Below are 20791 nucleotides of genomic sequence, written 5' to 3'. Positions count from 1 at the left end.
ATGAATATCCTAAATAACTATATACCTGTATAATTAGAAGGAGTGATCTGCTTTAATTCAGATTTTATAGTATCAGCCACTTCAAGGGTTTCTATGAAATCAGCAATAGAGTGCTGATTTATTTTTTCGTTGGTACGAGTAAGTCCTTTTAATGCCTCATAAGGATTAGGGTACCCCTCTCTTCTTAAGATAGTTTGTATAGCTTCTGCAACTACTGCCCAATTGTTTTCAAGATCCTCAGCAAATTTTTCTTCATTTAGCAAGAGTTTGTTCAAGCCTTTTAATGTAGCCTGAAAAGCAATTATTGTATGACCAAAAGGTACTCCTATGTTTCTAAGTACGGTACTATCAGTAAGGTCACGTTGTAATCTGCTTACAGGTAATTTTGCGGCAAGGTGTTCAAATAATGCATTGGCAATCCCTAGATTTCCTTCGCTATTTTCAAAATCAATAGGATTTACCTTATGTGGCATGGCAGAAGATCCTACTTCTCCTTTTTTTATTTTTTGTTTAAAGTAATCCATAGACACATATGTCCATACATCGCGATCTAGATCAAGTATAATAGTGTTAATACGTTTAAGGCCATCAAACAATGCGGCCATATGATCATAGTGCTCAATTTGAGTAGTAGGAAAAGAATGATGTAATCCTAATTTTTCTTGCACAAATCGAGTACCAAAGGCTTTCCAGTCTATAGCTGGGTATGCTACCTTATGAGCATTGTAATTACCTGTTGCACCACCAAATTTTGCCGCACTAGGAATATCGTTAAGTAGATCAAACTGTGCTTCAATTCTAGTAACATATACCTGAAACTCTTTTCCTAATCGGGTAGGAGATGCTGGTTGCCCATGTGTGCGAGCAAGCATAGGTATAGTAGCCCATTCTTTGACAAGAGATTTTAATTTATCTAGCAATGCTGTATATTCTGGAATATAAACACTGTTGATTGCCTCTTTGATACTTAGCGGTATCGCAGTATTATTGATATCCTGAGAAGTTAATCCAAAATGAATAAACTCTTTGTATTGTTGTAGCCCTAGTGCATCAAATTTTTCTTTGATAAAATACTCTACAGCTTTTACATCATGATTTGTTACTTTTTCGATATCCTTTATCGCTTGGGCATCATCACTAGAAAAAGAAGTATAGATAGCTCTTAATTTATCAAATAGAGAAGTATCTATATCTTTAAGTTGTGGTAGTGGTAACTCACACAGTGCAATAAAATATTCAATTTCTACGAGTACTCGATATTTTATCAAGGCTTCTTCACTAAAAAATGCACTAAGAGATTGGGTCTTTGATGCATAACGCCCATCAATAGGAGAGATCGCTTGCAAAGGAAATAATGACATAGTTTTATTTTTTGAAGCCGCAAAGATAATTCAATTAATTACCAATTACGAAGGACACTCCATGAATTTTATAAGCAAGATGTTTTTAGATATGTATGATATAGGTATCTATGCTTTGTTTATTTTTTTTAGGATCATACGAGCTCTGGCCTTATAAGCAGCACTACCAGTATTGTAATTATTTTCTAATGTTACCTTAAGCTCAGGGTGTACCCAGTCAAATTCTGTACCTAATAAATATAAAGAAGTCATAGCATATGCTTTTGGTGCTACTTTTTGATCGGTAATTAGCCAATCAAAACAGATTTCTGTCATTCTCTCTCTATACGGGGTGGTAAGAGAAGTTATTACGGCATCATTTTTTGTTTGGTAATAGGCAATAATAAGGTATTCAAATATTTTAGCCATAGGTCTTACTGCTGGATGACGATATACCATAGCGGCCATATCTGTAAGTTGATCTAGGTAAGGTAGTATAATATCAAGTTTGTGTTTGCACAAAAACTCGAGCCCCCAGGAGGCTCTACAGGATATCTCATCATCTACTCGAGCGCAAATTGCCAGTAGTTGCGGTAGTAAAGAAGGTTGATCAAGTACTAGAGAAGCAAAATACTTTCTTTTTTCACGAGAATGATCAATAGTAGTTAATATATCTTCTAGAGTGTTCATAAAGCAATAGTATTTGGTTATGTTAATAAGGTATCTACAACTTTACCAACTCCAGTAGTTGCTTTTTCTGCTAGGATAGTAAGGTTTGCAGTAGGATCGATCGATGGGTTGGGATCTATAAAGTAAATAGGGGTCTGTTTGGGTGCATATTGCAGTAAGCTTGCCGCAGGGTATACCTGCATAGAGGTACCAATGATGATGAGAATATCTGCCTGCTCTGTTATTTGTATGGCAGTCTCTATCATGGGCACATCTTCACCAAACCATACAATATGAGGACGTAATTGTGATTTATGGATACAATGATCGCCTAGGGTAAGATCATGTTTCCAGTCTAGTACGATGGTCTCATCAAGCTGACTTCTCACCTTTAGCAGTTCACCATGTAAATGTACTACAGAGGTACTACCAGCTCGCTCGTGCAGGTCATCTACATTTTGTGTAATGATAGTAACTTTGTGTTTTTGTTCTAGTGCTACTAGGTCAAAATGAGCCTTGTTTGGGTGTACAGTATGTAGTTGACTACGCCTTTTGTTATAAAAATCGAGTACAAGCTCAGGGTTGTTTTTCCATCCCTGTGGCGAGGCTACCTCCATAATATCATGACCTTCCCACAGCCCATTTGCATCTCTAAAAGTGTTGATACCACTTTCTGCACTTATTCCTGCTCCTGTAAGTACTACTATATTTTGCATATCTCTTTATTATTTATGGTATACAAACTTAGATAAGTTCTATTGTATAAAGTGGGTTAAAACTATTCAAAATTATTGAATATACAAGAGCGGCTTTTTTTTAGTTTTAATTCTTGATATAGAGGCGTATTATGTCTGTTATATCTTTATAGAAGGAAGTCGTTTAGGGGGTATTTTATCGATTTTTTTAAACAGATAAACGTCATTTTTGCTTTTTTTTAACAAAATCAAAATAATACTGTTAATTGCTTAAATTTTGTGTAAACATACTTTTTTTCGATAAAAAGCGTTTTAATATCGATGAAGTGCTTAATGTAACTAATTGAGCATGAAGCATTTCCTCAATAATATTACGGTTTTACCGTATACAAGAAAGTGTCTTAATGTCCTATCTTGTCGGTATAACAACTCAACGACAATCCATCAACACAAAATTACTAAACGATTACCCTATGAAATATCCGTATGTAATAATAGATAACGACAAAAAAATAGCAAATTCTATACAAATTTCTCTAGAAGAAAAACCTAATTATATCTGTACAGGAATTGCAAAAAATGAGCAAGAAGCGCTAGATCTAATTTTAGAGAGAAGACCTAGAATTGTTTTTCTAGAACCAGAGGTGCCAGGTATGCATGGTGATAAGACCAAGTTTTCTTTGATGACAGAACTCTCTAAATATATATCAAGACTCCCTGAATTTGTAATTATTACCAAAACGGCTGATTATGCTATAGAGGGGATACGTAATAGGATTATGGATTATGTTCTTAAGCCGTTTTGCAAGCGGCAAATCGCCAAGACCTTACTTAGGTTTGAAAAAGACTTTGATCAGGCAGGAGATCACACTTTATGCTTTAGGTCCTACGGTGATTACCGGTTTGTAGATGTAGATGATGTGCTCTACTTGAAAGCAGATAATAATACTACAGATTTTATTATGAGCAATGGCAATAAGGTAGAAGCGTTTAAAACCTTAAAACATTTTCAGCAATTATTGCCCGATCATTTTGTGCGGATACATAATAGTTATATTATAAATACCGATTATGTATCGAGGATACATTTTGGCAAAGCCAAATGTGCTATAAAAAATTCTGATGCCCTCATCCCTTTTTCAAAATCATATAAAAACAATGTAGAAGAGATAAAAGACTCGTTGGCAAAAAAGAGTTTAATATTTATATAATAACGCTATAGGGTTATAAAAAATGTCGACCGATGAATTGTAAGATTTATCGGTTTTTTTTGTAGGATAATGGTGTTTTTTGTATTATGATATCATTAGTAAATAATTTCCTACAAAAATAAGAAGACCAAAATACGACCATTTACTCGTATAAGCTGTTCAAGTACTATCCACGGGGGGCTAAGTACTAAACACTCTTTAATATATTAGGCATCTGGGCAGAATCAAACTACATTTGTAGTGTACAATTAGAGATACAAAATGACAAGAAAAAATGTAAGAAGTAACTCTAGTGAAAAAATAAAATCACTTGCGCAAGTGAACCGAAACAGAAACATAATAACTAATTAACCCCCCCAAAAAGGCAAGAGCCTTTTGTAAGAAATTAAGTTTAAAAAATTAAAAGACTAAGATTATGAAAACTATCAAAACATTATTCGCAATATTATTTTTAAGTACTTTTTTTATCGCTTGTGAAGCTGATACCGTAAATGATGAGGTTGGAATTGAAGTAGAGGATACTTTTGGAGAGGATGAAGATGGTGAAGGAGTACAACCTACTCAAGTTAGTCAAAATTCCTAGTTAGCACCTAATTAAATTTTTAATTTAAACTAGATGAAACATCAAAAAAGCTCTAAATTAATTTAGAGCTTTTTTCATTGTATATAATTGTTTACTTTAGAAGTAAAAATTATTAAAGATGCTTAAAATCTTATATCGATTAGTTATCGTTATTTTGCTTATAATCAGTTGTAATGATAGTAATAAGCCAATAGAAAATAAAGAATTAAAAACCAATTTGATCAATTCTTATATAAAAAAAGCAGAGGATAAAAATAACACTATAGAGGATAGAAAAGAAAACCTAGATAAGGCCTATAGTATTTATGCAACGCTAAATGATGATTCTTTTAAAATTCAAAAAATTCATAAGATTTCTTTGGTGTACTATGGTATGAAGGAATATGATAGTTATAGAAGAATGAATGAAAAAGCCTTAAAAGTATCAAAAAGTATTAACGATTCTTTGAGTATAGCTTCGTCATATGCGTATTTAGGAATTTATTATAGGCAATCAAGATCAGAATTAGACCTAGCGCTCCAGAATTTTCATGAAGCTGATAAAATTTATAAATCCTTAGATCCTAAAAAATACATACCTAAAGATTATGCATTTGAACATGGAAAAATTTTAATTGATTTAGCATTAATATTAAGAAAAACTAAAGATTATACAGAGAGTGAATCGGTAACTATAAAAGCTTTAGAAAAGTTTGCCCAAGCCGAAAATAATGAATATTTACCTTTATGTTATACTAATTTAGGGACTGTGACAAAATATCTAGAAAGGTATGATAAAGCTATTGAATACCATTTAAAAGCGATAGAATACAGTAAAGGAACAAGTAATGAAATTCCACGAACGTTGACTTCTTTTAATAATATTGGAACGGTGTATAAGTCCCAACAAAACTATAATAAATCAAAAGAATATTATCATAAAGCTTTATCTTATAAAGAGTTTTTAGCTAAAAACCCAAGAAGACATGCTAGATTGATAGATAATTTAGCCTATGTGAATTTTTTATCTAAAGATATGACAGAGATTCCTGATTTGTTTTATAAAGCCTTAAGAATACGGGATAGTATTGATGATAAATATGGTATGGCTACCAATACGTTGCATCTAGCAGAGTATTATCAATCTGTAGGAAAAGATAGTATTGCACAACAATATGCAGAACAATCCCGTGATATCTCTTTAGATTTAAAAAACAATGAAGAATTATTAAAAGCATATCAACTCTTATCTGAGGTGTCAGATAGTGATACAGGTTTGCAATATGCTAATACATATATACAACTCAACGATAGTTTGATCAAAGAAGAACGATTGTTTAGAGATAAATTTGCACGAATAAAGTTTGAAACAGATGAGATTGTAGAAAAAAACCAACAAATAAGCAAAGAGAATCAAATCTTGATTATTACTATACTGGGCTTGACCGCCTTGTTTTTGTTGGGGTATATCATTTTTAAACAACAACAAAGCAATAAAGAATTGCTATTTGCGCAAACCCAGCAGGAGTCTAATGAGGAGATTTATCGATTATTACTCAATCAACAGGTAAAACTAGAAGAAGGTAGGCAGATGGAGCAGCAACGCATGTCTGAAGAATTGCATGATGGCGTATTGGGTAGATTATTTGGGGTACGGCTTAGTCTAGATGGGATCAACCAGCGTGCCAATGATGGGTTTACAGAGGCAAGAAATAAATATATAGATGAGCTCAAAGCTATAGAAAAAGAAATACGATTGATCTCTCATGATCTGGGGGCAGAGACCTTGCCATCTGATGTTGCGTATATAGATGCTGTAGAAAATATGATCAAAGATTTATGCGGGGTACATAAATTAGACTTTGAGTTTAATAATGCAGAAGAGATTGATTGGGAGGAGATAGATGATCAGAAAAAGGTAAACTTTTTTAGAATTTTGCAGGAATCTATGCAGAATATTTTTAAACATGCACAGGCCAGTACTATAAAAATTAATTTTGATTTTGTGGATGATACCATAAATCTTACTATTTTAGATGATGGAATAGGTTTCAAAACAAATAAGGTTAAAAAAGGAATTGGTTTAAAAAATATTACCTCCAGAGTTAACCAGATGAATGGAGAAGTTCAGTTTTTAAGCAACGAGAATTCGGGAACCACCGTATCAGTACGTGTACCGATACCTTCTAGAGTAGAAGAATTGTACGAAGAGTAACGAGATATACTATTTTTTAGATAGCAGAGTTACTTAGTATGGGCAAAATTTTTAAAACCTAAAAAACAAATTTTTTTAAGATGAAAAAAAAGTTAAAAGTTCTTATGATTGATGATCATCCTATGATTATCGAGGGGTACAAAAATACCTTGTTAGGAGAAAATCAAAAAGAATATCAAATCAAAATAGATATAGCATCCAATTGTGATGATGCATATGCGAGTATAGTAAAATCATCAGAATCGATTCCTTATGATATGCTTTTTGTGGATATCAAATTACCACCTTCGTCTGATGGATCTATAACTTCTGGAGAAGATTTGGCAAAACACGCAAAAGAATTACTGCCAAAATCAAAGATAATTATATTGACCATGCATAGAGAGGATCATAGAATACACAATATTCTTAAAAATATTAATCCTTCTGGATTTTTGATCAAAAGTGATCTTACCTCTAGTGAGCTATTATTAGCGTTTAATAATATTATAAAAGGTAAGGCGTATTACAGTGCAACGGTCAATGATCATTTTAGAAAAATGATGACCAATAAGTTTTCTCTAGATGAGAAAAACCTTAAGATTTTATATCATTTATCTCGTGGGGTAAAGACCAAAAATCTTCCTAATTATGTGAGTTTATCTCTAAGTGCTATCGAGAAAAGAAAAAACCAAATCAAAGAAATGTTTTCTATTGCCAAGGCAGATGACCAAATGTTGCTAGAAGAAGCTAGAAAAAGAGGATTTATATAAAAAACATATGGTATTACTAGATATATAGAGGTTGTTTGTAAAATAACCTCTTTTTTTTGGAGTATATTTATACAAGAAATAAACATAAAGCGATTAGATAATAAAATGACCATTCTTATTCATGTAAGTTTGTTATAGGGGCAGATAATCAAAGAAATCAATGAAACTCAAAACTTTATTAGTACTACTAGTACTCTCTGTGAGTGCAATAGCTCAGGAAGAATATACAATACGTGATTTTTCTACAAAATATATTGGTAAACTTACTATAGATCAGGGGCAAGAAGATCATGTTTTTAAAAAAGGAACTATTGTTATCTATAGTAAATCATCAAACAAAAAATTGATAGAAATCAAATCAGAAGAGTTGATTTTTGATTTAGATGATAACAAAGAAGTAAAAACCAATGTTCTAGAATTACCTTATGAAGAGCAGAGTATTCTTATAAGTCAGGATTTTAATTTTGACGGGACACCAGATATAGCTATAATGGATGGGCAACATAGTTGTTATCATGGGCCATCTTTTCAGATTTATTTGGATAAGAACAATGAGCTAGTTCATAGTAAAGAATTTACAAGACTAGGGCAGGAGTATTGCGGATTGTTTAAAATTGATGAAAAGAATAAAACCATCCATACAATGACCAAAAGTGGATGTTGTTGGCATCAATTTTCAACATTCAAAGTGATAGAAGGGATTCCAAAACCAGTTTTAGTGATAGAAGAAGATGCTATGAATCTACCATACCTTACCACTACCACAAGGACATGGGATGGTGATACAGAGTCAGAAACTATCGAAAAATATATTGATCTAGAAGAAGAAGAGACGGTAAAACTCTTTTCATTTGAGTTGCAGAAGAATCGTAAAAAAGTAATAGTCTTTACTCTTTATGGTACTGAGTTGAATTATATTTTGCTTACAAAAGATAAAGTAGTTGAGTTTAATTACCCGTTGAACTCAATAAGTGAAGATGATGGTTTTCTTATTAATAAAACCAAAGAGGAGTTAACCTTCAAAAATAAGGACGCTACGTATCAGGTTTATGATAAACAATCAAAGAATGGGATAAAAGAAGTTGGAGTTTTGATAACAGTAAAAGGAAAAACATACGATCTCAAAGGAGATATAAAAACCGTAAAAGGAACTTTGAAAAATATAGATGTTACTAGGTTAAATAACCTTACTATAGAATAATTAGAGAATACATCTGGATTAAAATTTAAGACTCAAAAAAAGGATGAAATTTAAATGTGTATTAATCATTTTATTAATCTCATATTTTGCAGAGGGCTTTGCTCAAACAAGAGATACCATATATTGGCATGATGCAGTAAACAAAACAGATATAAACGGAATTCATAAAATTGTAAATCATCTTACTGATTCCACTAAAAAAACGGTTAATTATTGGAAAGGAAATATCGTCTCGATAAAATATACAGGTGTATTACAAGGGTGCTCAACTTCTATAGAAACAGATACATTATTTAATAAGCAAGGAACAGAGATAAAAGGTATTATTGCTAACGAAGTTAGATGGTTGGGTAATAGTAAAGATTGCGACTCTTTATTATTAGTGAAAACGCTAAACAAATATAGCAAGGGTACATTAAAAAATGTTTTTAAGTATAAGCAAATAGGAGAGTTTGCAGATTGCCCCTGTGGAGAATGGAGTTCGTATAGAAACGGAGAAATACAAAGAAAACAAGAATTTGGTTCTTGTTATGACAGTACGTTAGAGAATATAACTTTGATGAAAACAGAATGGAGTCCTGATAAGAAGTATCAACTAGAACTCTATCAAGAACAAATGCCTTTTGCTATGCCTGGGCAAGGTAGCGACCATATGGCTACCATAATTCTAAAAAACAAAAGAGGAGAAGTGCTTAATTATATAAGTAGTAATTCTAAAGAAAATACTATGTATAGGAATATTGAGATACGTTGGGATCTAGATAACAATACTGTATGGTATGGTAAAGCTAGAGCCTTTGATCTAGAAAAGAAAAAATAATAGAATTATCATGGTAAATGTTAATTTACTGTAAAACAAAGAGTGAAGAACTCAATTACTTCTCAGTGAAAAATCTCTAATATTGTTGCTTTGAGTAAATCCTCATCAATATGCTTTTATTTGCCAATAAAAGTTTAGGTTTTTAATAAGTTGTTGAATAATAAGAGAATAAAATAATGTTTGAATATGGTTTTTCCGTAATTATTTTGATGGGTTAAACTATTTTAAATCAAAGTATTATCCATATTTTTGTAGTGTTAAGAAAAACTTAACAAGCGTATTGTTCTCAACATGTTTTATTGAGCGTATCATACTATCGCCCCTTGTTATGAATACATTTTTTACTCAGTAATTCATATAAATTTCTATTTAAACACCATTGTCATACTGTAGAAGTATTCATGTTCCCAAATACATGAGTATAATGATCTTATTATACCAGTTCTAATTTAAATTTACTCATAAGAAGAATGATGGATTTTTGGCTTAGATGAAAAAGAAAATTCAAGCATAGCAGGGCTACGGTTGTGTTTTATTTTGAAATATTAGACAAAAAGGCGCGGTTTTATTGAGTGAATTTAAGTTGGAAATGGTGTTAATTATAAACAAACTACTTATGACCCTATTTATTTTTTTATTGATACTGCTACAATTATTTTTTATAAGACCTATTCTAGGTAGTGTAGAATCATGATTTTGACCTCTATGTAGTAGAAGTATGGTTGTACTAAAAAAGATACTTCTACTACAGATATATAATTAATAGACCAATAACACAATCCAAAATAAGAATTAAAAGAAAGTTGATTTTTTCTCAAAACCTCCTATAGAGATATAGTCTTTCTGGCTAAAACAAATATTTGATACAATGAATGTTTACGTTATATCTAGTTAGTAAGGTGAATAAGAATTGCAAAACCTGCGATGAGCAGGTACTATAAATACTTTATAAATAGAAATTTATAAACTCTACGATGACCCAAAAAACAATTAACAAATGAAAACAACAACAAATTTTTTAGTACTACTACTCGCTATCTGTATGAGTAGTTCGATGTATGCACAATCTCCTAATATTGTGGTTATTATTGCCGATGATATGGGATGGTCACAAGTAAGTACAGGGGCAACCAACCTTAATAATCCTAGCGATTTTTATGAGACACCTGCAATAGACTCATTAGCAAGTCAAGGTATTGCTTTTCCGCAGGCATATGTAAATGGAGCAAACTGCGCACCAACACGAGCAGCAATTTTAAGCGGGCAATATGCATCGAGACCAGATAATAATGTATTTGCAGTAAATGGATTAAATCGTGGAGGGAGCTCTACATTATTGGTAGGGCCAAGTCAAGGGCTTTCAAACGGGCAAGATGAAATTCCTTCTAGTGCTATTACTGTAGCAGAAGTACTGAAAACAGCAGGGTATACCACTGCACATTTTGGAAAGTATCATTCAGGTGGTAGTATGAGCAATGCGCCTACAGATCAAGGGTTTGATATGAATTACGGGGGAGGATCTCCTGGTTCGCCAGGTAGTTATTTTGCATCACAATCAGGAGGAGTATGGACTTTTCATGGTAATATTGGGCCAGAACTAGATGCCTATGCTTCACCTTATACACTCAGTGAATCAATGGATTTGGCAGGAGATGCTTCTTTAGACGGGACAGCAAAACATGTAACAGATGCAATGGCAGATGCTGCTATTGATTTTATGAATACAAATAATACATCCCCATTTTTTATGCATTTTAGCAACTATGCAATACATGGTCCTTGGGGAGCTGCCAATGCAAGACCTGATTTGTATGCAAAGTATGTAGCCAAAAATACAACTAATCCTAGTACAATGGGGCATACCAACGTTAGTCAAGCAGCAATAGCAGAAGGAATGGATCAAACAATAAATAGATTGATCGATTACCTAAAAACAACTCCAGACCCAAGAAATCCAGGGCATATGCTATCAGCCAATACACTTGTATATTTTATTTCTGATAATGGAGGTGCTATTGGTACAGATGATAATGGTCCACTACGAGGGATGAAAGGAGAGCATTATGAAGGAGGAGTACGATCTGTTACCATAGCTTGGTCAGAAGGGTTATTAGCAAATACAGGAACAATTAATAATACTCCCGTTGTAGCATTTGATCTATACCCTACCTTGGTAGAAGCAGCTGGAGGAACATTGCCAGCAGGATATGCGATCGATGGGGTGAGTCAATGGTCAATGCTCAATGGTACGAACCCTAATTTGGGTAGAGATGCGATTTATTGGCATTTCCCAGGATATTTGATTGACTCAAAACGGGATCAAAGACCAGTATCTATAATAAGAAAAGGAGATTATAAATTGATTCATAATTATGAGACAGCTTCTTATGAAATGTATGACCTAATTACAGATATTGGAGAAGCTAATAATTTGTTATCAGGTAGCCCTGATACAGCAACACTCACTATAGCCAATGATTTAAGTACAGATTTACGTAATTATTTGGTAACTATTGCAGCCCCTTTACCAACCTATAGAAGTAGTGGGCTTACAGTTCCATTGCCAGAAATTATAAGTATAACAACTCCTGTAACATCATGTGTTGCACCAACATCATATTTGGCATTGTGGAATTTTGATACAGGAATAGATATTAATGATGCATCTACCAATAGTAATGATTCTCTAGCAACTGTGGGTACACTTACCTATGATACAGTTGATTTTAAAGAGGGAGATCGCTCTTTTGTGTTTGATGGAGCGACCAAAATACAGTACAGTGAAAACCCTGGACCATTTTTGATTGCATCTATGACAACAAGAAGTGTAGCCATGTGGATCAAACCTACGGCTCTATCAGGGGTACAAAACCTTTTTGAAGAAGGAGGAGGAATCAGCGGTGTTGTGCTACGACTGAATGGAACGAATCTGGAATCAATGGTAAGAAACAGTGCTACCGTTTTTGATAGTTTAAGCGCTCCATTCCCTTCAGATAGTGCATGGCATCATGTTGCAGTAGTTTATAATGGAGCTAGTACCGCTCATACATTATATATTGATGGTGTTGCCGTATCTTCTAGTACTAGCGCGCCTAGTTCTGTTCCTACTCATATAGGATCAGGAGGAATAGGAGGTGTGCAAAAGAAAGATAGTTTTGGGCAAATAACAGATAATTTCTATACAGGAAAAATGGATGCGGTTGTTGTATATAGCTCGGCATTGACGCCTGCACAAGTTCTTACTGCAGGATGTATTGTTGATCCAAACCCTGTAGAGTGTACCTATACAGTGATTGATACAGAAGATTTTGAATCAGGATGGGGCGTATGGATAGATGGAGGCTCTGATGCAAGAAGAAATAGTAATGATGCTGCTTATGCAAATTCAGGCTCTTATTGCATTAGATTACAAGATAATACTTCTACATCTGTGATGACAACAACAAGCTTTGATATGACAAGTTATGAGGAGTTAACAATCAATTTCTCGTATTACTGCAGAAGTATGGATAATAGTAATGAAGATTTCTGGTTGCAGATATCATCAGATGGAGGAGCTAATTTTACTACAGTAGCAGAATGGAATCTTACAGATGAGTTTGTAAACAACCAACGCTATAACGATCAGGTTGTAATCTTAGGCCCATTTACAGCAAATACAAAACTTAGATTCAGAGCAGATGCCTCGGGTAATTCTGATTGGGTGTATATTGATGATGTAGTAATAAATGGATGTAGTGCAGCTGCTGCCAAAGTAAATAGAAATATGATTAGTGAGAATAATACGCCGCCAGAAAAAGAAATAGTGATACAAGAAGAGACAACCTCTATAATTATCAAAGAAGATCATTATTCAGTGTATCCTAATCCTTTTAATGATCAGGTGTATATCACAATAAAAGAGAATAAGGATCAAGATACTTATATTGAAGTTTTTAATAATTTGGGGCAATCATTATTCTTTAAATCATATAAAAATATGGATAGAATAAAAATACCAACGAGAGATTTACCAAGCGGACAATATTTTATTAAAATTAGTGTAAATGAAAAAACCGTTCAAAAACGATTAATCAAAATGTAAATAAGATATAGTAAAAAGATAAATAGTAAAAGAGATTGCCATAAGGTAATCTCTTTTTTTATGGCTTTTAACTTTTGAAATTATACCTAGTCTATTTGATATTATTAGTACTGTTTCAAAAGTTTAAAAAGAACTTTTTTATAGAAAGTATGTGGTGAAAATAAAGTTAATGAGTAGAATAAGGGGAGATTATTTTATGACCAATAAATGTAATGACTATACTTATAAACCATAATTGAAGATTATTTTAGGGTGCTTTTATGGGGAAAATCATGCTTTTTGTCTAAAACTATGGTTAACCCATAATTATTTTGATGTTTTAAGATATTTATAATCAAAGTTTTATGTATAAATTTATAATGTTGAAAAACACATGTAAAAAGAGTTAGATTTTTAAAAACAAGTATTGCTTATAAAAAAAATTACGCAAGACATTTTATTTCATACATCACCATGTCAAGTGTGATATTCAGGCAGACTTCTTTTTAATAAAAAATGCTTCTACTGCTGTTTAGAAACTATATTATTTATACCCCTTAAATAATATGATTAATGAACTTAAACTAATGAAATAAATTGCTTATGGAAAGTACTATTTTTTCCTTCTCATCAAAAAAAACAACGATATTTTTATCGCTTGAATTTTTTATATGTAATCTATGCAGGCTTTATTTTGAAAAACGTTTAGCGGTTTTTAAAACTTAATATAGCATATTGTTTTTATGAAGGATAGCATAAAAATAAAAAAGAGCTCTGTTTTTATGAATAGTTAATACTAAAAACATAAAATAGAGAATAACAGAAATACAACTCCTCAATTGTAAGACTTATGGCGAGCCAACAATATAGGGGTCTGAATAACGATCAACTTAATTTTAAATTAGCTATTATGAGGTTTCATTTTTTTGCGTCAAAAGATGTACCAGAATCTACTTCTACAAACGATATCTGTAATGATATTGATGCCAATTTTATTCAAAAGCAAATCAATAAGACACTTGATTACCGTACTGTGATTTTAATAGGAATGCTCACGCTATTACTGATAGTGTATTCTTTTATAGCATATTCTTTTTTAAAAACTACTTCGGGGCTTTTATTTGATGATAGTTATCATACCCAAATATATAAGAATAATTATATAGATCAAGAAAGTGTACAACGTGATACAGTTTCTGTAACCAGTATAACTGTAAAGATCAAAACTATTCTTATTGACAAAAGTAACAAGTTCGTTATTGCCCATGATTCTTTTCAGAATTATAACAAATTTACTCTGCAAGATAATGTTCTGCAAGAAGAAGAGATTGTTATAATATGTATTTCTCAAGAAAAAGAAGAGATAGATTCTTTAGAATCACTTCAAACAAAGAATAAAACAATTTTAGTATAAATAGTTTATCAATAAGTTATTGTAATGATGCCAATATGATCAATTGTGATTATGGGCAGTTTTATATGTGCTTATATCAGTCTAGGTCTGACCACCCAAAAACTAATAAATATGAAAATACGTCCCCAATTTATATTTTTAATACAAGATTTAATTAAGGCAAAAAAACAACTTAAAAAAAGTAAAGCAGACTTGTCATATATACTCCTTATAACAATAATGTTATCAGGGTTTTTTGGATTTAGCCAATTTAGTTGCCCTTCTACTTTTTATCAGGTTATCAGTGGTGAATTAAGAAGTTATGATCCTATAATAGCAGAATATTCGGCTCCAATTCATACTTCAGATATATACAATGCAGCGGGCTATAATAGAATAGATAATTACGTATATGCTATAGGAAAAGCTGGTACTATCAATGGGCATTTGATACGTATTGATGTAGATGGAACAATATCAGATCTAGGTGCTTTGATTAATATGGGATCAGGAGGAATATCGGGAGATGTGGATGATAGTGATAACTTATGGATTAATAGAGGGAAACACTATGATAAAATAGAAAACCTATCAACTCTTCCTATAGGTGGATCTCCTGTAGTAGTTACTGTTACATTTACAGGAGGTTCATCAAAAAACACCAATGATGTTGCATTTATTAATGGTAAACTATATGGAGTAAGTAATACAGCAAACTTGATTATATGGGACCTTGTAGCCTTGACAAAAACTGATGTCTCTGGCCTTACAACTCCCACATCTACCAATTATGGAGCTGCATTTACAGATGATCAAGATAGATTATATGTATCTTATAATAATGGAGGACTATATCTAATCAATGATTATACAACAGGAACACCAACAGCTTATTTTTTAAATACTACAGCGGGAACAACCAGTAATGATGGTTTTTCATGCCCATTAGCTCCTTCGGCTATTGATCAGGATGGAGATAATAATCTAGACCCTTTAGATTTAGATTTAGACGGAGATGGATTAACAAATATTGATGAATCCCCTTCAGATCCTTTTGCAGATGCAGATGCAGATCTGGTTTTTGCTTATTTAGATGATAATGACGCTGCTCCAGGAACAGGTAATGCAGATGGAGCAATAGAGTCAAGTTTTGATACAGATGGAGATGGAGTACCCGATTTTTTTGATTTGGATAGTGATAATGATGGTATTTATGATGTGGTAGAAGCAGGACATGGTTTACCACATACAAACGGTAGAATTACAGGGCAGGATACAGGATCTGGAGCCAATGGCTTATTTGATGGTGTAGAGACAGTTGCAGAATCAGGAGTACTTAATTACACTATAACAAATACAGATGCTTCAGGGGCTCCAAATTTTCAATCTACAGATAGTGACGGTGATACTTGTAGTGATGTATTAGAAGCGGGTTTTACAGATGATAGTAGTGACGGGATTTTAGGCTCTTTTGTGGTAACCGTAGATAAAGATGGAGTTGTTACAAGTGCCGTAGATGGGTATACAACACCTAATCCAGATTACTTAAATAATGTGGTAGTATCTACAGCATGTACACTCACCCCTTTTAGTTGTCCGCAAAACTTTTTTCAAGTTATAAACGGAGAGTTAAGAAGTTATAATCCTATAACAGGAGAGTATTCTGATCCAATTGCAGTAAGTCAATTATATAATGCCACAGGATATAATAGAGTAGATAATTATGTATATGCCATTGGTAAAGGTGGAGGTTCTAGTCCAATCAATAATCATTTACTTCGTATAGGAGAAGATGGAGCTTTTCAGGATTTAGGTGCTTTAATTAATATGAGCACAGGTGGAATATCAGGAGATGTAGATGCTAGTGATAATTTATGGATTAATAGAGGAAGGCATTATGACAAAATAGAAAACATATCGACTCTTCCTGTTGGAGGTTCACCAGCAGTAGTGACTGTGACGTTTACAGGAGGAACCTCAAAAAATACCAATGATGTAGTTTTTATTAATGGTAAATTATATGGTGTTACTGATACAGATTTGTTGATTAGTTGGGATGTTACCACACTAGTAAAAACAGAAACCTCAGGTCTGGGAACTCCCACAGCAACTAATTTTGGAGCTGCATTTACAGATGGAGAAGATCGTCTATATGTATCTTATAATGATGGAGGAATGTATATGATTAATAATTATGATACTCCAACTCCCACAGCATCTTTTTTAAACTCTACAGTGCCTACAACTAGTAATGATGGTTTCTCATGTCCTACTGCAATTTCAGCCTTCAATGATGATAATGACCTTGTTTTAGACCCATTAGATATAGATGTTGATAATGATGGAATCCCTAATATAGATGAATCACCTTCTGATCCCTATGCTGATGTAGATAATGACAATGTTTTTGCGTACCTAGATGATGATGATACCAATGATTTGGTAGGGAATGCAGATGATGCGATCCAAGCAATATTTGATACTGATGGAGATGGAATTCCAGACTTTTTTGATTTAGATAGTGATAATGATGGTATTTATGATGCAGATGAAGCTGGTCATGGATTACCAAATACAGCAGGAAGAATTACAGGAGCCGTTACAGGGTCTGGTGCAAATGGTTTGTATGATGGTATAGAAACAAGTGTTGAGTCAGGAATCCTTAATTACACGATAACAACTACAGCTGGAACACCTAATTTTCAATCCTTAGATAGTGATGGTGATGGATGTAGTGATGCCAATGAAGCATATAATGATTGGAATGCAGATGGTGCAGATGGAGGAGTATATAATCCTGGTAATGTTGCAACAGAACCTTTGAGAGTTATAGACAGTACAGTAAATTTAAGAGGATTAGTGGTAGCAGCTTCTTATAGCACAGGAGTTGTAGCAGCAGTTACAGATAATGGTATTGCTACAGGTTGTGAGGACGGTGACGGGGTAATAGCAGTTATTGAAGATGAAGGACCCAATGGGGGTGATGGTAACGGAGATGGTATTCCAGACTCTATACAAGGTAATGTAGCGTCAATACCAATAGCTGATGGTACTGGATATGTAACTGTAGAAACTACAGGGGTTTGTATACAAATCTCTAGTGTTAGTACAGTATTAGAAACAGAATTAGCAACAGGAGATACAACATATAATTATCCATATGGTCTGGTAGACTTTACGTTAGATTGTGTAACACCAGGAGATGATGTAACTGTAACATATTATTGGCATATAACAAATTCTCTTGCTGGATTTGAGTATAGAAAATATGGGCCAACCACTCCAGGGGGAGCTACAGATGTATTTCAGAACTTTACAACAGGATTAGGCACAACAACCATTGGTTCTAGAACTGTAGCTACTGCGTCTTATGTACTCACAGATGGGGTATTTGGAGATGATACCGTATCAGATGGACAAATTATAGATCCTGCAGGGCCTGCAATTTTGACTGTAAACTCAGATGCAGATGGTATTATAGATACATTAGATTTAGATGATGATAATGATGGAATTTTAGATAGAGATGAGTGTGATTTAGGAGGAGGAACATTTGGAGTAGAATTAGTAGATGATACCAACTCTATTTTTGAGATAACAGCAGAAAGTAATGCAAATACATTAGCAAACCTTTTATTTGTCCCAAATACAGACCTTACCCTGGTTTCTTCTACTGTTAATATGGGAACTGGAGCAGTAACTCAAATAGGAACATTCAATGATGGTGATCAAATAACAAGCAGTGGAGGAGCTCTAAACGCTTTTGTTGGATTTGATAGAGGGATTATATTTTCTTCAGGTAATGTGCTTGAATTAGATGATGTTCTATCAAATCAATTCTCTTCTCCTTTTGCCTTAGGAGATGGTTCTAATGGAACAGGAGCAGGAGGGGGAGGATCAGATCCTGATTTTGGAGGAGGTTCTTCAGAATTTGATGTGGCTAGTTTAGAAATTGTGATTAATGTACCAGCTGAAACCATCATTACAGGACAATTCGTTTTTGCTTCAGAAGAGTATAACGATTATGTAAACACTGGATTAAATGATGCTCCAAAAATCTTTGTAAATGGAACCAATTTGGCATTAACACCGTCAGGAGCTCAATTAAGTATAGATACAGTAAATAATACAGTAGATAGCGGATCATTTGTTGATAATGAAACAGTCTCTACAGCAATCAATATTGAAGCAGATGGCTTTACAGAAACAATCACTTTTTCTGCGGTATTAAATGCAGGAAACAATACAATCAAAATCGGAGTAGCCGATAATGGTGATAATTTATACGATTCTTGGTTAGTTTTCAAAGCAAATTCCTTTGTATTGTGCTTTGATCGTGATACCGATGGAGATACTATTGTAGATCGGTTAGATTTAGATAGTGATAATGATGGAATTTATGATGCTGTTGAAGCTGGTCATAATCAAGCTCATGTAAATGGTGTTGTATCAGGAGCAGTAAGTGGAGACGGTGTTCCAGATACAGTTCAAGGATCAGGGAATGAAAGTAGTGGAACCGTGAATTATACGGTTGCTGATAGTGATACAGATACTAATTTTAATTTCTTAGAATTAGATAGTGATAATGATGGGTGTAATGATGTTGTTGAAGCAGGATTTACCGATGGAGATACCAATGGATACTTAGGAAGTGGTACTTTTGGATCTGGGCTTACAGTAGATGGAAATGGAGTGGTTACTTCTGGAAGCGATGGATATACAGGAACAAATGTTAATGTAACCACAGCAGGAATAGCTCCTTCAATAACGACACAACCAATAAATGCAACAATATGTTCAGGAGGAGGTACCACATTTACCGTAGCGACCTCTGATGGAGATGCCTATCAATGGCAATTATTTAATGGTACTATTTGGGAAGATTTAATAGATACAGGGATTCATAGTACAACGAATACAGCTACGTTGACAATTACAAATGGATTAATTGCAGATAATGGAAATGAATACAGAGTTATTGTTTCAAGTTCTACATATGTGTGTACTACTGTAACTTCAAATACAGCAATTCTTACCGTAAACGACCTTCCAACGGCCGCTGCAATTACAGGCGCTACAGCAGTATGTATAGGAGCAACGATAGATTTAACCGAAGGTACTGCAGGCACAATAGTTTGGAGTTCTTCTAACTTGGCAGTCGCTACGATTGATGGATCAGGAGTAGTAACTCCAGTAAGTGCAGGAACGACCGATATTACGTACACCGTGACTGATGGAAATGGCTGTACATCAACTGCCTCTGCAGTCCATACAGTAACAGTAAACAGCTTACCAACGGCCGCTGCAATTACAGGCGCTACGGCAGTCTGTATGGGATCAACGATCGATTTAACCGAAGGTACCGCAGGCACGATAGTATGGAGTTCTTCTAATCTGGCAGTCGCTACGATAGATGGATCAGGAGTAGTAACTCCAGTCTCAGCAGGAACGACCGATATTACGTACACTGTGACCGACGGAAACGGCTGTACATCCACTGCCTCTGCAGTACATACAGTAACGATAAATAGCTTACCAACGGCCACTGCGATTACAGGCGCTACTGCAGTATGTATGGGAGCAACGATAGATTTAACCGAAGGAACCGCAGGCACGGTAGTATGGAGTTCGTCTAATGTGGCAGTCGCTACGATAGACGGATCAGGAGTAGTAACGCCAGTAAGTTCAGGAACGACTGATATTACGTACACTGTGACTGATGGAAACGGCTGTACATCCACTGCCTCTGCAGTCCATACAGTAACGGTAAACGATCTTCCTACGGCAGCCGCAATTACAGGCGCTACGGCAGTATGTATGGGATCAACGATCGATTTAACCGAAGGCACCGCAGGCACAATAGTTTGGAG

General features: G+C 34.0%; 11 protein-coding genes. 8 read left to right on the top strand and 3 right to left on the bottom strand.

Annotation, left to right across the window (positions count from 1 at the left end):
- Positions 1-17: 17 nt before the first annotated feature.
- The 3 genes from purB to CVD18_RS11740 all read right to left on the bottom strand — a co-directional run bounded on the left by purB (position 18) and on the right by CVD18_RS11740 (position 2725).
- Entirely contained in the window at positions 18-1361 is a 1344-nt protein-coding gene (gene purB, locus CVD18_RS11750) for an adenylosuccinate lyase (protein ID WP_103865639.1), read from the bottom strand.
- Positions 1362-1469: 108 nt separating this feature from the next.
- The gene (locus CVD18_RS11745) at positions 1470-2030 is read right to left on the bottom strand and encodes an adenylosuccinate lyase (RefSeq protein WP_103865638.1); all 561 of its coding nucleotides are present in this window, start codon (positions 2028-2030) and stop codon (positions 1470-1472) included.
- 17 nt (positions 2031-2047) lie between these two features.
- Entirely contained in the window at positions 2048-2725 is a 678-nt protein-coding gene (locus tag CVD18_RS11740; RefSeq protein ID WP_103865637.1) for an NAD-dependent deacylase, read from the bottom strand.
- Positions 2726-3177: 452 nt separating this feature from the next.
- Between CVD18_RS11740 and CVD18_RS11735 the strand changes: the two genes are divergently transcribed.
- The 8 genes from CVD18_RS11735 to CVD18_RS11700 form a co-directional block, all read left to right on the top strand.
- Positions 3178-3915, top strand: a complete 738-nt coding sequence (locus tag CVD18_RS11735) for a LytTR family DNA-binding domain-containing protein (protein WP_158250445.1) — start codon at positions 3178-3180, stop codon at positions 3913-3915.
- A 415-nt stretch (positions 3916-4330) separates the two neighbouring features.
- Positions 4331-4498 (top strand): hypothetical protein, encoded by a 168-nt coding sequence (locus CVD18_RS22600; protein WP_158250444.1) that lies wholly within the window; start codon positions 4331-4333, stop codon positions 4496-4498.
- Positions 4499-4616: 118 nt separating this feature from the next.
- The gene (locus tag CVD18_RS11730; protein ID WP_103865635.1) at positions 4617-6692 is read left to right on the top strand and encodes a sensor histidine kinase; all 2076 of its coding nucleotides are present in this window, start codon (positions 4617-4619) and stop codon (positions 6690-6692) included.
- An 80-nt stretch (positions 6693-6772) separates the two neighbouring features.
- Positions 6773-7444 carry a response regulator gene (locus tag CVD18_RS11725; protein WP_103865634.1) on the top strand — a complete coding sequence of 224 codons (672 nt, stop codon included), beginning with the start codon at positions 6773-6775 and terminating at the stop codon, positions 7442-7444.
- Between the two features lie 1244 nt (positions 7445-8688).
- On the top strand, positions 8689-9465 hold the full coding sequence (locus CVD18_RS11715; RefSeq protein ID WP_103865632.1) for a hypothetical protein: 777 nt from the start codon (positions 8689-8691) through the stop codon (positions 9463-9465).
- Positions 9466-10462: 997 nt separating this feature from the next.
- On the top strand, positions 10463-13549 hold the full coding sequence (locus tag CVD18_RS11710; RefSeq protein WP_103865631.1) for a sulfatase-like hydrolase/transferase: 3087 nt from the start codon (positions 10463-10465) through the stop codon (positions 13547-13549).
- Positions 13550-14438: 889 nt separating this feature from the next.
- Positions 14439-14942 carry a hypothetical protein gene (locus CVD18_RS11705; protein ID WP_146052763.1) on the top strand — a complete coding sequence of 168 codons (504 nt, stop codon included), beginning with the start codon at positions 14439-14441 and terminating at the stop codon, positions 14940-14942.
- Positions 14943-15053: 111 nt separating this feature from the next.
- The coding region (locus CVD18_RS11700; RefSeq protein ID WP_199185073.1) for a choice-of-anchor L domain-containing protein at positions 15054-20791 on the top strand (5738 nt) is incomplete at its 3' end.

The sequence above is a fragment of the Aquimarina sp. I32.4 genome (assembly GCF_002924285.1).
Lineage (GTDB): Bacteria > Bacteroidota > Bacteroidia > Flavobacteriales > Flavobacteriaceae > Aquimarina.
This window is presented reverse-complemented; position numbering and strand designations above follow the sequence as displayed.

Bases quoted from the DNA above. Each gene is read 5' to 3' on its own strand.
- CVD18_RS11745 (WP_103865638.1), bottom strand. From the start codon at position 2,030: ATGAACACTCTAGAAGATATATTAACTACTATTGATCATTCTCGTGAA.
- CVD18_RS11730 (WP_103865635.1), top strand. From the start codon at position 4,617: ATGCTTAAAATCTTATATCGATTAGTTATCGTTATTTTGCTTATAATC.
- CVD18_RS11725 (WP_103865634.1), top strand. From the start codon at position 6,773: ATGAAAAAAAAGTTAAAAGTTCTTATGATTGATGATCATCCTATGATT.
- CVD18_RS11735 (WP_158250445.1), top strand. From the start codon at position 3,178: ATGAAATATCCGTATGTAATAATAGATAACGACAAAAAAATAGCAAAT.
- CVD18_RS22600 (WP_158250444.1), top strand. From the start codon at position 4,331: ATGAAAACTATCAAAACATTATTCGCAATATTATTTTTAAGTACTTTT.
- CVD18_RS11740 (WP_103865637.1), bottom strand. From the start codon at position 2,725: ATGCAAAATATAGTAGTACTTACAGGAGCAGGAATAAGTGCAGAAAGT.
- CVD18_RS11705 (WP_146052763.1), top strand. From the start codon at position 14,439: ATGAGGTTTCATTTTTTTGCGTCAAAAGATGTACCAGAATCTACTTCT.
- purB (WP_103865639.1), bottom strand. From the start codon at position 1,361: ATGTCATTATTTCCTTTGCAAGCGATCTCTCCTATTGATGGGCGTTAT.
- CVD18_RS11715 (WP_103865632.1), top strand. From the start codon at position 8,689: ATGAAATTTAAATGTGTATTAATCATTTTATTAATCTCATATTTTGCA.
- CVD18_RS11710 (WP_103865631.1), top strand. From the start codon at position 10,463: ATGAAAACAACAACAAATTTTTTAGTACTACTACTCGCTATCTGTATG.